Source organism: Streptomyces sp. NPDC001663 (assembly GCF_042893105.1).
GTDB lineage: Bacteria > Actinomycetota > Actinomycetes > Streptomycetales > Streptomycetaceae > Streptomyces.
This window is the reverse complement of the sequence record NZ_JBIAUR010000018.1, coordinates 225,847-239,461: the sequence shown is the minus strand read 5'-3', so window position 1 is coordinate 239,461 and position 13,615 is coordinate 225,847. Positions and strand designations below refer to the sequence as shown.

14 protein-coding genes are annotated in these 13,615 nt (G+C 69.2%); 7 read left to right on the top strand and 7 right to left on the bottom strand.

The features are described 5' to 3' along the window. The first annotated feature begins 19 nt into the window (after positions 1-19). Complete coding sequence (locus tag ACFY1L_RS44100) at positions 20-709, top strand: FadR/GntR family transcriptional regulator (RefSeq protein ID WP_388838408.1); 690 nt, start codon at positions 20-22, stop codon at positions 707-709. Here the strand turns inward: ACFY1L_RS44100 and ACFY1L_RS44095 are convergent. The 3 genes from ACFY1L_RS44095 to fabG all read right to left on the bottom strand — a co-directional run bounded on the left by ACFY1L_RS44095 (position 690) and on the right by fabG (position 2,689). Then, a complete protein-coding gene (locus tag ACFY1L_RS44095; RefSeq protein ID WP_388838405.1) occupies positions 690-1,037 on the bottom strand; it encodes a hypothetical protein in 348 nt (115 codons plus the stop codon). The two genes, ACFY1L_RS44100 and ACFY1L_RS44095, sit on opposite strands and share 20 nt — an antisense overlap. A gap of 174 nt (positions 1,038-1,211) precedes the next feature. After that, positions 1,212-1,979, bottom strand: coding sequence for an enoyl-ACP reductase FabI (gene fabI, locus ACFY1L_RS44090; RefSeq protein WP_388838402.1), 768 nt, complete (start codon positions 1,977-1,979; stop codon positions 1,212-1,214). 5 nt (positions 1,980-1,984) lie between these two features. Continuing rightward, positions 1,985-2,689, bottom strand: a complete 705-nt coding sequence (gene fabG / locus ACFY1L_RS44085; RefSeq protein WP_388838399.1) for a 3-oxoacyl-[acyl-carrier-protein] reductase — start codon at positions 2,687-2,689, stop codon at positions 1,985-1,987. A 250-nt stretch (positions 2,690-2,939) separates the two neighbouring features. Here fabG and ACFY1L_RS44080 point away from each other — a divergent pair, with 250 nt between their 5' ends. Genes ACFY1L_RS44080 through tyrS form a run of 3 tightly spaced genes read left to right on the top strand, consistent with a single transcriptional unit; the run spans position 2,940 to position 7,179 of the window. After that, positions 2,940-4,463 carry a TldD/PmbA family protein gene (locus tag ACFY1L_RS44080; RefSeq protein ID WP_388838397.1) on the top strand — a complete coding sequence of 508 codons (1,524 nt, stop codon included), beginning with the start codon at positions 2,940-2,942 and terminating at the stop codon, positions 4,461-4,463. Beyond that, positions 4,460-5,854: a metallopeptidase TldD-related protein gene (locus ACFY1L_RS44075; RefSeq protein ID WP_388838395.1), complete on the top strand. Its 1,395-nt coding sequence runs from the start codon at positions 4,460-4,462 to the stop codon at positions 5,852-5,854. The genes ACFY1L_RS44080 and ACFY1L_RS44075 overlap by 4 nt, the downstream gene beginning before the upstream one ends. 56 nt (positions 5,855-5,910) lie before the next feature. Continuing rightward, entirely contained in the window at positions 5,911-7,179 is a 1,269-nt protein-coding gene (gene tyrS / locus ACFY1L_RS44070) for a tyrosine--tRNA ligase (RefSeq protein ID WP_388838392.1), read from the top strand. A 56-nt stretch (positions 7,180-7,235) separates the two neighbouring features. Here tyrS and ACFY1L_RS44065 read toward each other — a convergent pair whose 3' ends face one another. Then, a complete protein-coding gene (locus ACFY1L_RS44065) occupies positions 7,236-7,514 on the bottom strand; it encodes a GlsB/YeaQ/YmgE family stress response membrane protein (protein WP_388838390.1) in 279 nt (92 codons plus the stop codon). Positions 7,515-7,760: 246 nt separating this feature from the next. On the opposite strand from ACFY1L_RS44065, the gene ACFY1L_RS44060 reads away from it, so the two are divergent. Both ACFY1L_RS44060 and ACFY1L_RS44055 read left to right on the top strand, forming a co-directional pair. Further along, complete coding sequence (locus ACFY1L_RS44060; RefSeq protein ID WP_388838387.1) at positions 7,761-8,159, top strand: DUF3099 domain-containing protein; 399 nt, start codon at positions 7,761-7,763, stop codon at positions 8,157-8,159. A 214-nt stretch (positions 8,160-8,373) separates the two neighbouring features. Beyond that, entirely contained in the window at positions 8,374-8,592 is a 219-nt protein-coding gene (locus ACFY1L_RS44055) for a hypothetical protein (protein WP_388838384.1), read from the top strand. Positions 8,593-8,607: 15 nt separating this feature from the next. Here ACFY1L_RS44055 and moaA read toward each other — a convergent pair whose 3' ends face one another. The 3 genes from moaA to ACFY1L_RS44040 all read right to left on the bottom strand — a co-directional run bounded on the left by moaA (position 8,608) and on the right by ACFY1L_RS44040 (position 11,753). Further along, entirely contained in the window at positions 8,608-9,597 is a 990-nt protein-coding gene (gene moaA, locus ACFY1L_RS44050) for a GTP 3',8-cyclase MoaA (protein WP_388838381.1), read from the bottom strand. A 177-nt stretch (positions 9,598-9,774) separates the two neighbouring features. Further along, positions 9,775-11,400, bottom strand: coding sequence for a cation acetate symporter (locus ACFY1L_RS44045; RefSeq protein WP_388838378.1), 1,626 nt, complete (start codon positions 11,398-11,400; stop codon positions 9,775-9,777). Further along, entirely contained in the window at positions 11,397-11,753 is a 357-nt protein-coding gene (locus ACFY1L_RS44040; protein ID WP_388838375.1) for a DUF485 domain-containing protein, read from the bottom strand. The genes ACFY1L_RS44045 and ACFY1L_RS44040 overlap by 4 nt, the downstream gene beginning before the upstream one ends. 254 nt (positions 11,754-12,007) lie before the next feature. Between ACFY1L_RS44040 and ACFY1L_RS44035 the strand changes: the two genes are divergently transcribed. After that, positions 12,008-13,534, top strand: coding sequence for a S8 family serine peptidase (locus ACFY1L_RS44035; RefSeq protein WP_388838373.1), 1,527 nt, complete (start codon positions 12,008-12,010; stop codon positions 13,532-13,534). Positions 13,535-13,615 lie beyond the last annotated feature (81 nt).

Genomic DNA, 13,615 nt, shown 5'->3' with positions numbered 1-13,615 from the left:
TCTCGTGCGAAGGTGTGCCATGCCCCTGAGTCATCCGCGTCGTTCGGCGCTGTCCGAGCAGGTCATCGCCGCTCTGCGGCACCAGATCACCTCGGGCGAGTGGCCGGTCGGCTCGCGCATCCCGACGGAACCGGAGCTGGTCGAGCAGCTCGGCGTCGCCCGCAACACGGTGCGTGAGGCCGTACGCGCGCTCGCGCACAACGGGCTGCTGGACATCCGTCAGGGCTCCGGCACGTACGTCGTGGCGACCAGTGAGCTGGCCGGTGTGATGCACCGCCGCTTCGCCGACGCGGATCCGCGGCACATCGCCGAGCTGCGTTCCACGCTGGAGTCGGCCGCCGCCAGGCTGGCCGCCACGCGGCGCACGGAGAAGGACCTCAAGCAGCTCGACGCGCTGCTGGTCCGGCGCGAGGAGGCGTGGGAGTCGGGCGACACGGAGGCGTTCGTGACGGCGGACGCGACCTTCCACCTGGCGGTGGTGTCCGCGTCCCACAACGACGTGATGACGGCGATGTACGCCGACCTGGGCGAGGTGCTGCGTGACTGGCTGCGCGAGGACGTCGGCGGGGAGCTGACGCCGGAGACGTACATGGAGCACACGCGCCTGGTCGACGCGATCCGCGCGGGCGACGCGGAGGCGGCCGGCGCCGCGGCGGCGAGCTATCCGTTCCTGTGTCGTCCCGGGCGGTTCACCGCTTCTGGTGGTTGATCCACACCGAGCGGACTTCCTTCCAGCACCGTCCGGTGAGCCGTACGGTCAACGCCGGCCCGACGTCGACGGGGGCGCCGTCGGTGTCGATGTCCCACCAGCGGCTGCACTCGACGTGCAGGCTGACGCGGTCGGTCTGTACATAGGGGTTGTGGCAGTACGCGGTCACATGGGACCCGGTGACCCTGGTGCGGCACTCGGCGCCGAAGGGCTGCGGAGAGGGCGGTTTACGGGCGTGCACGCGCGCGTGGGGCATCGCCTCGTACGGCAGGAAGAGCACGAGCGCGACGGCGACGGTCACTGAGGCCAGGCTGCGGAACAGGCGCACAAGGGGACCTCCTCGGCCGTGCTGGGGAGGGAATCACGGGTGAACCCGTAATCCAGGGTGCCCAGTTGTGGCCCGGCTCCGCCCGGCCGGATAGGCCGAACGGGGGACACGCCGAGGGCGCGCGCCCGGCAGGACGCGCGCCCTCGATCGTCGGTCAGACCCCAGGGGCGGTGATCACGCGCCGATGGCGTGCAGACCGCCGTCGACGTGGACGATCTCGCCCGTGGTCTTCGGGAACCAGTCACTCAGCAGCGCGACGATGCCCTTGCCGGCCGGCTCCGGGTCCTTCAGGTCCCACTCCAGCGGCGAGCGGTCGTCCCACACGGAGGCCAGCTCGCTGAAGCCCGGGATGGACTTGGCGGCCATGGAGCCGATCGGGCCCGCGGAGACCAGGTTGCAGCGGATGTTCTGCTTGCCCAGGTCACGGGCGAGGTAGCGGCTGGTGGCCTCCAGGGCGGCCTTGGCCGGGCCCATCCAGTCGTACTGCGGCCACGCGAAGGACGCGTCGAAGGTGAGGCCGACGACCGAGCCGCCGTTCTGCATCAGCGGCAGGCAGGCCATGGTCAGCGACTTCAGGGAGTACGCCGAGACGTGCATGGCGGTGGCAACCGACTCGAACGGCGTGTTGAGGAAGTTGCCGCCGAGCGCGTCCTGCGGCGCGAAGCCGATGGAGTGCACGACGCCGTCGAGGCCGCCGAGCTCCTCGCCGACCAGGTCGGCAAGGCGGCCCAGGTGCTCGTCGTTGGTGACGTCGAGCTCGATGACCTTGGTGGGCTTGGGGAGCTTCCTGGCGATGCGCTCGGTCAGCGTGGGCCGCGGGAACGCCGTCAGGATGATCTCGGCGCCCTGCTCCTGGGCCAGCTTGGCGGCGTGGAAGGCGATGGAGGACTCCATCAGCACACCGGTGATCAGGACGCGCTTGCCCTCGAGGATTCCACTCATGGTGATCAGTGACCCATTCCCAGTCCGCCGTCAACGGGAATGACGGCTCCAGTGATGTACGAGGCGTCGTCGGAGGCGAGGAACCGCACCGTCGCGGCCACCTCCTCCGGCTGCGCGTAGCGGCCGAGCGGCACCTGCTTCACGATGCCCTCGCGCTGCTCGTCGGTGAGCACCTTGGTCATGTCGGTGTCGACGAAGCCGGGCGCGACGACGTTGAAGGTGATGTTGCGCGAGCCCAGCTCACGGGCGAGGGAACGCGCGAAGCCGACCAGGGCGGCCTTGGAGGCGGCGTAGTTGGCCTGGCCGGGACCGCCGTAGAGGCCTACGACCGAGGAGATGAGGACGACGCGGCCCTTCTTGGCGCGCAGCATGCCCCGGTTGGCGCGCTTGACCACACGGAAGGTGCCGGTGAGGTTGGTGTCGAGGACGGACGTGAAGTCCTCCTCGGACATGCGCATCAGGAGCTGGTCCTTGGTGATGCCGGCGTTGGCGATCAGGACCTCGACCGGGCCGTGCTCGGCCTCGATCTCCTTGTAGGCCTGCTCCACCTGCTCGGTGTCGGTGATGTCGCACTTGACGGCCAGGAAGCCGGCCGGCGGCTCACCCGAGCGGTAAGTGATGGCGACCTTGTCGCCGGCATCGGCGAATGCGCGGGCGATGGCGAGGCCGATGCCCCGGTTGCCTCCGGTGACGAGAACCGAGCGGCTCAACGGATCACCCTTTCGATAGCGGTCTGGTTCCCCCGCCCGAACACCTGGATGACAGGCGGCTTCCTCGAAAACCTATCGGTCCCGGCGCTCCGGCGGACAATCGGGCACCGACAGTGGCTTACGGGACTCGCTGTCGGATCCCTACAGAAAGATGCCGACCCGGCTCGGAAACGTGTGGTCCGCCACCCGCTCGCCGCGACATGATCGGAGCAACCGCCGGTCACTGTCATGCCAACAGGAAGAGACGCAGGTGCCTCATACCATCGACGAAGCCTTCACGGCACTCCCCCTACGCGCCCTCGCCGACGCCGCGCTGGCACGCGCGCGTGCGCTGGGCGCCGAGCACGCGGACTTCCGGTTGGAACGGGTCCGCAGTGCGTCCTGGCGGTTCCGGGACGCCAAGCCCGCCGGTTCGTCGGACACCACCGATCTCGGCTACGCGGTGCGGGTCGTGCACGGCGGCACATGGGGCTTCGCCTCCGGGGTGGACCTGACCCTCGACGCCGCAGCCAAGGTCGCCTCCCAGGCGGTGGCGATGGCGAAGCTCTCCGCCCAGGTCATCAAGGCCGCCGGGTCGGACGAGCGCGTGGAGCTCGCCACCGAGCCCGTGCACGCGGACAAGACGTGGATCTCGTCGTACGAGATCGATCCCTTCTCCGTGCCCGACGAGGAGAAGTCGGCACTGCTGACGGACTGGAGCGCGCGGCTGCTCGCGGCGAACGGCGTCAACCACGTCGACGCCTCCCTGCTCACCGTCCACGAGAACAAGTTCTACGCCGACACGGCCGGGACCGTGACCACGCAGCAGCGCGTGCGGCTGCACCCGCAGCTGACGGCGGTGTCGGTCGACGAGTCGAGCGGCGAGTTCGACTCGATGCGGACGATCGCGCCGCCGGTCGGGCGTGGCTGGGAGTACCTCACCGGCACGGGCTGGGACTGGGAGAGCGAGCTCGAGCAGATCCCCGAGCTGCTCGCCGAGAAGATGCGGGCGCCGAGCGTCCAGTCGGGCCTGTACGACCTCGTCGTGGACCCCTCCAACCTGTGGCTGACCATCCACGAGTCCATCGGCCACGCCACCGAGCTGGACCGCGCGCTCGGCTACGAGGCCGCCTACGCCGGCACCTCCTTCGCCACCTTCGACCAGCTCGGCAAGCTCAGGTACGGCTCCGAACTGATGAACGTCACCGGTGACCGCACCGCCGAGCACGGACTGGCGACCATCGGCTACGACGACGAGGGCGTCGAGGGCCAGTCCTGGGACCTGGTGAAGGACGGCACCCTGGTCGGCTACCAGCTGGACCGGCGCATCGCGAAGCTGACCGGCTTCGAGCGGTCGAACGGCTGCGCCTTCGCGGACTCCCCCGGGCATGTGCCGGTGCAGCGCATGGCCAATGTGTCGCTGCAGCCGGATCCTGCCGGGATGTCGACGGAGGATCTGATCGGCGGGGTCGACCGCGGGATCTACGTCGTCGGCGACCGGTCCTGGTCGATCGACATGCAGCGCTACAACTTCCAGTTCACCGGCCAGCGGTTCTTCAGGATCGAGAACGGGCGGATCACCGGGCAGCTGCGGGACGTCGCGTACCAGGCGACGACGACCGATTTCTGGGGCTCGATGGCGGCCGTCGGTGGCCCGCAGACGTACGTCCTGGGCGGCGCCTTCAACTGCGGCAAGGCCCAGCCGGGTCAGGTCGCCGCCGTCTCGCACGGCTGCCCCTCCGCGCTCTTCAAGGGCGTCAACATCCTCAACACCACGCAGGAGGCCGGTCGATGAGCGCCCGCAGCAACAAGCCGCACGAGATCGTCGAGCGGGCGCTGGAGCTGTCCACCGCTGACGGCTGCGTCGTCATCGCCGACGAGCACTCGACCGCCAACCTGCGCTGGGCGGGCAACGCGCTCACCACGAACGGCGTCACGCGCGGGCGTACCCTCACGGTCGTCGCGACCGTCGACGGCAAGGAGGGCACGGCCTCCGGTGTCGTCTCGCGCTCGGCCGTGACGGTGGACGAGCTGGAGCCGCTGGTGCGGGCGGCCGAGGCCGCGGCGCGCGGCGCGGGGCCCGCCGAGGATGCGCAGCCGCTGGTCACGGGTGTCGCGCAGTCGCCGGACTTCACGGACGCCCCGGTCGAGACCACCTCCGCCGTCTTCGCCGACTTCGCGCCCGCGCTCGGCGAGGCCTTCGCACGCGCGCGTGCGGGCGGCCGCGAGCTGTACGGCTTCGCCAACCACGAGCTGGTGTCGAGCTATGTGGGTACGTCGACGGGGCTGCGCCTGCGGCACGACCAGCCCAACGGGACGCTGGAGCTCAACGCCAAGTCGCCGGACCGTACCCGCTCGGCGTGGGCCGGGCGGTCGACGCGGGACTTCAAGGACGTCGATCCGGCGGCGCTGGACGCGGAGCTCGCGGTACGACTCGGCTGGGCGGAGCGGCGGATCGAGCTGCCGGCCGGGCGGTACGAGACGCTGCTGCCGCCGACCGCCGTTTCCGACCTGCTGATCTACCAGCTGTGGTCGGCGTCGGGCCGGGACGCGGTCGAGGGGCGCACGGTGTTCTCGAAGCCGGGCGGCGGCACGCGCGTGGGCGACAAGCTCAGCGAGCTGCCCCTGACGCTGCGCAGCGACCCGAACGAGCCGGGTCTGGAGTCGGCGCCCTTCGTGATCGCACACTCCTCCGGCGGCGACCAGTCGGTGTTCGACAACGGCCTGCCACTCACGGCCACCGAGTGGGTGCGCGAGGGCGAGCTCAAGCACCTGACCACCAGCCGGCACAGCGCGGGCCTGACCGGGCTGCCGGTGGCTCCCGCGATCGACAACCTCATCCTGACCGGCGGCGACGACCGCTCCCTGGACGAGATGGTCGCGAACACCGAGCGCGGGCTGCTGCTGACCTGCCTCTGGTACATCCGCGAGGTCGACCCGGCCACGCTGCTGCTCACCGGCCTGACCAGGGACGGCGTCTACCTCGTCGAGAACGGCGAGGTGGCGGGCGAGGTCAACAACTTCCGGTTCAACGAGTCGCCGGTCGACCTGCTCGGGCGCGCCACCGAGGCCGGACGCACGGAAAAGACGCTGCCGCGGGAATGGAGCGACTGGTTCACTAGGGCTGCGATGCCCGCGCTGCGGGTGCCCGACTTCAATATGAGCTCTGTCAGTCAGGGCGTATAACCTCGTAGCCGGTAGTCGCTCGACTGCCCGAAGATCATCAAGGAGATACGAGAACCGTGACGGACATCGTCGACGAACTGAAGTGGCGCGGGCTGATCGCCCTCTCCACTGACGAGGACGCATTGCGCAAGGCGTTCGCGGACGGTCCCGTCACGTTCTATTGCGGCTTCGACCCGACCGCGCCCAGCCTGCACCTCGGCAACCTCGTGCAGATCCTGACGATGCGCCGGATCCAGGACGCGGGCAACCGTCCGCTGGGCCTGGTCGGGGGTGCCACCGGCCTGATCGGTGACCCGAAGCCGAACTCCGAGCGCACGCTCAACGCCCCCGAGATCGTCGCCCAGTGGGTCGAGCGGCTGCGCGCGCAGATCGCCCCGCTGCTGGACTTCGAGGGGCCGAACGCCGCGGTCATGGTCAACAACCTGGACTGGACCCAGGGCCTGTCGGCCATCGAGTTCCTGCGGGACGTCGGCAAGCACTTCCGCGTGAACAAGATGATCGCGAAGGAGGCCGTGGCCCGGCGGCTGGAGTCCCAGGAAGGCATCAGCTACACCGAGTTCAGCTACCAGATCCTGCAGGGCATGGACTTCCTGGAGCTGTACCGCCGCTACGGCTGCACGCTGCAGACCGGCGGCAGCGACCAGTGGGGCAACCTCACCTCGGGCACCGACCTGATCCACAAGGTCGAGCCCGACGCCGTGGTGCACGCGTTGGGCACGCCGCTGATCACCAAGGCGGACGGCACCAAGTTCGGCAAGACGGAGTCCGGCACGGTCTGGCTCGACCCCGAGATGACCACGCCGTACGCCTTCTACCAGTTCTGGCTGAACGCGGACGACCGGGACGTCTCGAAGTTCCTGCGGATCTTCAGCTTCAAGTCCCGCGAGGAGATCGAGGAGCTGGAGAAGCAGACCGTGGAGCGTCCGCAGGCCCGCGCCGCGCAGCGCGCGCTGGCCGAGGAGCTGACGACGCTGGTGCACGGCGCCGACCAGACGGCCGCGGTGATCGCCGCGTCCCGCGCCCTCTTCGGGCAGGGTGAGCTGGCGGAGCTGGACGACGCGACGCTGGCGGCGGCGCTCTCCGAGGTGCCGCACATCCAGGTCGCCGAGCTCGGACCGGTCGTGGACCTGTTCGCCGAGGTCGGCCTGGTGGCCAGCAAGTCCGCTGCGCGGCGCACGGTCAAGGAGGGCGGCGCCTACGTGAACAACGTGAAGGTCGCCTCCGAGGACGCCGTTCCCGCCAAGGAGGACCTGCTGCACGGCCGCTGGCTGGTGCTGCGCCGGGGCAAGAAGAACCTGGCGGCGGTCGAGGTCACCTCCGCCTGAGCACGCCGAAGGGGCGGCTTCCCGTCCGGGAGGTCCGCCCCTTGGCCGTATCCGCCCTAAGCCGCGTGCTTCTTCTTGCCGAGCGTCGCCATGTACGCCATGTCGACCAGGAAGACGATGATGACGGCGGCCACGAGCTGGAAGGCGTGGCGGCTCCAGTCGATGCCTCGGGTCGACTCCACGCCGAACCCGCGGGCGATGGCGTTGCCGGCGATCGCGCCGAGCATGCCGCAGATGGTCGTCAGCCAGAGGGGGCTGTGCTGCTTGCCGGGGATGAGCGCCTTGGCGATCAGGCCCAGTACGAATCCCACGATGATCGCCCACAACCAGCCCATGGCTGCCTCCTCGTACGGCTCTACGTGAGCATTACGCCCAGTGTTGGTCCGTATGCCATACGGCGCATGTCGGGTTCGGCCGTACGTGCGCCGGCTGAGGCCGCCCGCCCAGGCGGGAGGTGACCCGGTCTCGTAGGCGGCGCAGGCGCGGCGTAACGTTGGAGGTGTCCGGGCCACGCTCCCCGACCGGGGGCGGACCGGGCACGGGGACGGGGAGAGTCCGATGCGGGCGGATGGTGGAATGTGATGCGGAAGCAGCATGGCGGCGGCAACGGCCAGGTGTTCCGGATCACCGGAGCCCGGGCGAGCCTGGACGACGATGTGCGCGGCCGACAGCGCCGGTACGTCATCTCGATGTCGATCCGTACGGTGTCGGTGATCCTCGCGGCGTCACTCTGGAACGTCGAACGGCACGTCGCGATCGTGGCGTTGGTGCTCGGCCTGGTTCTCCCCTACATCGCGGTCGTGATCGCGAACGCCGGGCGGGAGAACGCGCCGTCGCTTCCGTCGACGTTCGTGGGCGTTCCGACGCGTCCGATGATTGCCGCTCCTCGAACAAATGACGGTTTCGCGGAACCGGTCCCGGAAGATGTCGCGGCCGAGCCCGCACCGGGCGTCGGAAGCGAGCCGCGCGACCGGCCGTGATCACCGCGGGAGGGTCGCGGACGGAAGTCGGCTCTGCACCAAGCTCAAGAAAAGCTCAGATCAATCATGTTGTTCCGGTGCCGGGCGACGGCTTACCCGTGACATACTTCGTAGGCGCTCCGCATCCCCCGTCGGAGCGACAGACCGACGCCGGGCAGCTCCCCCCGTGGCTGCTCGGCGTCGCCTTGTTTGCCGTACGTGTGAGACGAAATTCGTGAGTGACGAGACACCCATCTGCTCCGCCAAGGGCTGCCGCGCCGACGCCGTCTGGGTGCTCGCGTGGAACAACCCGAAGATCCACACGCCGGAGCGGCGCAAGACGTGGCTCGCGTGCGAGGAGCACCGGGAGCATCTGTCGCAGTTTCTCGGGGTGCGGGGTTTTCTCAAGGACGTCGTGAAGTTCGAGGACTGGGAAGCTCCCGAGAACTCCTAGCGCGCCAGAGACCTCCTAGCCGCCGATCGCCGACATCGGCCTGTCCGGCTGGACGAAGGACGGGTCGTCCAGGCCCGCGCCCGCCTTCTTGCCCCACATCGCCAGGCGCCAGAGGCGGGCGATCTCCTCGTCGGGGGCATCGGAGCGGAGGGCTGCGCGCAGGTCCGTCTCCTCCTGTGCGAACAGGCATGTGCGTATCTGGCCGTCGGCCGTCAGGCGGGTGCGGTCGCAGGCCGCGCAGAAGGGGCGGGTCACGGAGGCGATGACGCCGACGCGGTGCGGGCCGCCGTCCACGATCCAGCGCTCGGCCGGGGCCGAACCGCGCTCCTCGGAACCCTCGGGGGTGAGCTCGAAGCGGGTGCGGAGGGAGGCCAGGATGTCGCCCGCGGTCACCATGCCCTCGCGCTTCCAGCCGTGCTGGGCGTCCAGGGGCATCTGCTCGATGAAGCGCAGCTCGTAGTCGTGCTCCACCGCCCAGGCGAGGAGGTCCGGGGCCTCGTCCTCGTTGAGTCCCGGCATCAGGACGGAGTTGACCTTGACCGGGGTCAGGTCTGCGTCGCGGGCGGCCTCCAGGCCCGCGATGACGTCCTTGTGGCGGTCGCGTCGGGTCAGGGTCTTGAAGACGTCCGGGCGGAGGGTGTCGAGGGAGACGTTCACCCGGTCCAGGCCCGCCGCCTTCAGGGCCGCCGCCGTGCGCTTCAGCCCGATGCCGTTCGTGGTGAGGGACATCTGGGGGCGCGGGGTCAGCGCGGCGACCCGCTCCACGATGCCGACCAGGCCCGGGCGCAGCAGGGGTTCGCCGCCGGTGAAGCGGACTTCCTTGATCCCCAGGGAGGTGACGGCGATGTCGATCAGGCGGACGATCTCGTCGTCGGTGAGCAGATCCGGCTTGGCCAGCCACTGCAGGCCCTCTTCGGGCATGCAGTACGTACATCTCAGGTTGCACCGGTCGGTCAGCGAGACGCGCAGGTCGGTGGCCACCCGGCCGTAGGTGTCGATGAGCACGTGGGCCCCCTCCCTCGTAACTGATCAGTGCGGATCAGAGCGGATCAATCCTTTTCCGTCACCTGCGAGCCTACGTGACGCGACTGACAACGACAGCGGCCCGATCCCACGAGGTACGGCGCGGCCGCGTCGTAGATCCCTACGACGCGGCCGCTCAGGGGGCGTTCTCTGCGGTTGTCAGTGGGCGCCGGTACCGGTCAGGGACCGGACCTCCAGCTCCGCGTACTTGCCCTTGTCGGGCTCCTCCTTCGACAGGTAGGTGCCGACGATGCCCAGCAGGAAGCCGACCGGGATCGAGATGATGCCGGGGTTCTCCAGCGGGAACCAGTGGAAGTCGACGTCCGGGAACATCGACGTCTCCTTGCCGGAGACCACCGGCGAGAACAGCACCAGGCCGACCGCGGTGACCAGGCCGCCGTAGATCGACCACAGGGCTCCGGAGGTGGTGAACCGCTTCCAGAAGAGGCTGTAGAGGATGGTCGGCAGGTTGGCGGAGGCGGCGACCGCGAAGGCGAGGGCGACCAGGCCGGCCACGTTCAGGTCGCGGGCCAGGGCGCCGAGCACGATGGAGACGGCGCCGATGCCGACGGTGGCCCAGCGGGCCGCGCGCAGCTCCTCCTTCTCGCTCGCCTGGCCCCTCTTGATGACGTTCGCGTAGATGTCGTGGGCGAACGACGAGGACGAGGCCAGGGTCAGGCCTGCGACCACCGCGAGGATCGTGGCGAAGGCGACCGCGGAGATGGAGGCGAGCAGGATGGCGCCCCAGTTGGAGTCGACGCCGCCCAGATGCAGTGCCAGGAGCGGTGCGGCCGTGTTGCCCGCCTTGTTGGAGGCGATGATCTCGTCCGGCTTGATGAGCGCGGCGGCGCCGAAGCCCAGCGCGAGCGTCATCAGGTAGAAGGCGCCGATGAGGCCGATCGCCCAGTTCACGGACTTACGGGCGGCCTTGGACGTGGGCACCGTGTAGAAGCGGATCAGGATGTGCGGCAGGCCCGCGGTGCCCAGGACCAGGGCGATGCCCAGGGAGATGAAGTCCAGCTTGGTGGTGCCGGTGGCGCCGTACTTCAGGCCGGGCTCCAGGAAGGCCGAACCCTTGGCGCTGTTGTCGGCGGCCGAGCCGAGCAGGTCGGAGACGTTGAAGTTGAACTTCAGCAGGACCAGGAAGGTCAGCAGCAGGGCGCCTGCGATCAGCAGCACGGCCTTGACCATCTGGACCCAGGTGGTGCCCTTCATGCCGCCGATGGTGACGTACACGATCATCAGGACGCCGACCAGGGCGACGATGCCGATCTTGCCGCCGTCGCTGGTGATGCCGAGCAGCAGGGAGACCAGGACGCCGGCGCCCGCCATCTGGGCCAGCAGGTAGAAGATCGAGACGACGATGGTGGAGGTGCCCGCCGCCGTGCGGACCGGGCGCTGGCGCATGCGGTAGGCGAGGACGTCGCCCATCGTGTAGCGGCCCGAGTTGCGCAGCGGTTCGGCGACCAGGAGGAGAGCCACCAGCCAGGCGACCAGGAAGCCGATGGAGTACAGGAAGCCGTCGTAGCCGAAGAGGGCGATGGCGCCCGCGATGCCGAGGAAGGACGCGGCGGACATGTAGTCGCCGGAGACGGCGAGGCCGTTCTGGAAGGCGGTGAACTGCCGTCCGCCCGCGTAGAAGTCGGCGGCGTCCTTGGTCTGGCGGCCCGCCCAGACGGTGATGACGAGGGTCGCGACGACGAACACCGAGAACAGGGTGATGATCAGCGGCCGGTGCTCGCTGGCCTCACCCGCGGCCAGGACGGTCTGCTGCGCAATGCTCATGCGTCGCCCTCCATACGGGACTTGATCGCCTCGGCCTTCGGGTCGAGCTTGGCGGCGGAGTACCGCGAGTACCACCAGGCGATGAGGAAGGTGGTCAGGAACTGGGCGAGGCCCAGGACGAGGGCGACGTTGATGTTGCCGAACAGCTTGGTGCCCATGAAGTCGTCCGCGTAGTTCGACAGCAGGACGTACAGCAGGTACCAGACGATGAAGCCGACGGTCAGCGGGAAGGCGAAGGAGCGGTGGGCGCGGCGCAGTTCACCGAACTCCGCGCTCTCCTGCTCCGCGACGAACTCCTCGGTGGAAGGGAGTTGGGTTGGGGATTTCGAGGGGGGAGGTGTCTCGGTGGCCACGGAGTCTCCTCGCGTTGCGGATGCGGGTTGTTACGGGGATCGGGGGCGAGTGTCCACGTGCTCCCTGTTCAAGGTCACGGCGCCACGCGAGGGCAGGTTCAAGTCCCTTGACCTATTTCCGAACTCACCTTGGGCAACTCATTGCTGACCAGCGACTACGGGAGATAGCTTCGGCCTGCACCACCCGTCATGTACCTGCCCGAGCTCCACCGCCGCCTCGGGCGGTTCTCGTTTCCGGATGATGTGGAGATCCCATGGCTCATCTGCGTTCCAGACGTAGGCTCGCCCTCGCCGTACCGGTAGTGCTGTCCCTGACCGCCTCGCTCGGCTTCCTGCCGGCGGCTGCGCAGGCCGCCCCGAGCGCGGAGTCCGTCACCCAGACGGCCGATGCGGACACCTTCGCTTACCTCGTCAACACGAAGACGGACCCGCATACGATCAAGTCGGTCAAGACGGCGATCAATGCGGCCGGCGGTTCCGTCGTGGTGTCGTACGACAAGATCGGCGTGATAGTCGTCCATTCCGCGAACCCCGCCTTCGCCGAGCAGATACGCAAGGTGCGCGGAGTGCAGTCGGCGGGTGCCTCGCGAACCGCGCCGGTGACCGCGGCGGGGACGACGGACGAGGGCGCTGTGCAGTACCTCTCCAAGGCCGAGGCCGCGAAGGTCGCGAAGAGTTCGGCGGCCGGCGAGGAGCCCCTCGAGGCCGACCAGTGGGATCTGAGGGCGATCGGCGCCGACAAGGCCGCGCAGATCGACCCGGGCAGCAAGAAGGTGACGGTCGCCGTGATCGACACCGGCGTCGACGACACCCACCCCGACATCGCGCCCAACTTCTCCGCCTCGCAGTCCGCGAACTGCGTGAGCGGCAAGCCGGACACCACGTACGGCTCCTGGCGGCCGGTGGATGCCGACCACTACCACGGCACGCATGTGGCGGGCGAGATAGCCGCGGCCCGCAACGGCATCGGCGTCGCCGGTGTCGCGCCCGGCGTGAAGGTCGCGAGCATCACCGTGGCGCAGCCGGACGCGAACTCGCTGTTCTTCCCGGAGAGCGTCGTGTGCGCCTTCGTGTTCGCCGCCGACCACGGCGTCGAAGTGACCAACAACAGCTACTACGTTGATCCGTGGCTGTACAACTGCATGGACGACCCCGATCAACGTGCCATCGTCGATGCGGTCAACAGGGCCCAGCTGTACGCCCAGCGCAAGGGCACGCTCAATGTCGCCTCGGCGGGCAACTCCAACGACGACCTCGACTCGGACGCACTTGTCGATGACTCCAGCCCCGACGACGCGACCCCCGTCACCCGGACGGTCGACCCGCACGAGTGCTTCGACGTGCCGACCCAGCTGCCCGGTGTGGTCACCGTGAGCGCCACGGGCGTCAAGGGCGCGAAGTCGTACTACTCCAGCTACGGCAAGGGCGTGGTCGACGTCGCGGGCCCCGGCGGCGACAAGTACCAGATCCCGGACACGCCGTCGAAGAACGGCCGCATCCTCTCCACCATGCCGAACAACCAGTACGGCTTCCTGCAGGGCACGTCGATGGCCTCGCCGCACGTCGCGGCCGTCGCCGCGCTGCTGAAGTCGACGCACCCGTGGGCGACCCCGGACCAGCTGCAGGCGCTGCTGAAGGCCGAGGCGGACAACCCGGGCTGCCCGAGCGACCCGTACGACGGGGACGGCGACGGTGTCGTGGACGCCACCTGCGTCGGCGGCAAGCGGGTCAACGGCTTCTACGGTTTCGGCATCGTCAACGCGCTGCGCGCGGTGAAGTAGACCGAGGAACACATGCCGGCGGCGCGGCTGCGACGACCGCGCCGCCCCGACCTCCCGCACGGTCCGCACGTATCCCACGCA

Coding starts and splice junctions, on each gene's coding strand:
- ACFY1L_RS44075 (WP_388838395.1), top strand. CDS start 4,460: ATGAGCGCCCGCAGCAACAAGCCGCACGAGATCGTCGAGCGGGCGCTG.
- fabI (WP_388838402.1), bottom strand. CDS start 1,979: ATGAGTGGAATCCTCGAGGGCAAGCGCGTCCTGATCACCGGTGTGCTG.
- ACFY1L_RS44045 (WP_388838378.1), bottom strand. CDS start 11,400: ATGAGCATTGCGCAGCAGACCGTCCTGGCCGCGGGTGAGGCCAGCGAG.
- ACFY1L_RS44065 (WP_388838390.1), bottom strand. CDS start 7,514: ATGGGCTGGTTGTGGGCGATCATCGTGGGATTCGTACTGGGCCTGATC.
- ACFY1L_RS44060 (WP_388838387.1), top strand. CDS start 7,761: ATGCGGAAGCAGCATGGCGGCGGCAACGGCCAGGTGTTCCGGATCACC.
- ACFY1L_RS44035 (WP_388838373.1), top strand. CDS start 12,008: ATGGCTCATCTGCGTTCCAGACGTAGGCTCGCCCTCGCCGTACCGGTA.
- ACFY1L_RS44100 (WP_388838408.1), top strand. CDS start 20: ATGCCCCTGAGTCATCCGCGTCGTTCGGCGCTGTCCGAGCAGGTCATC.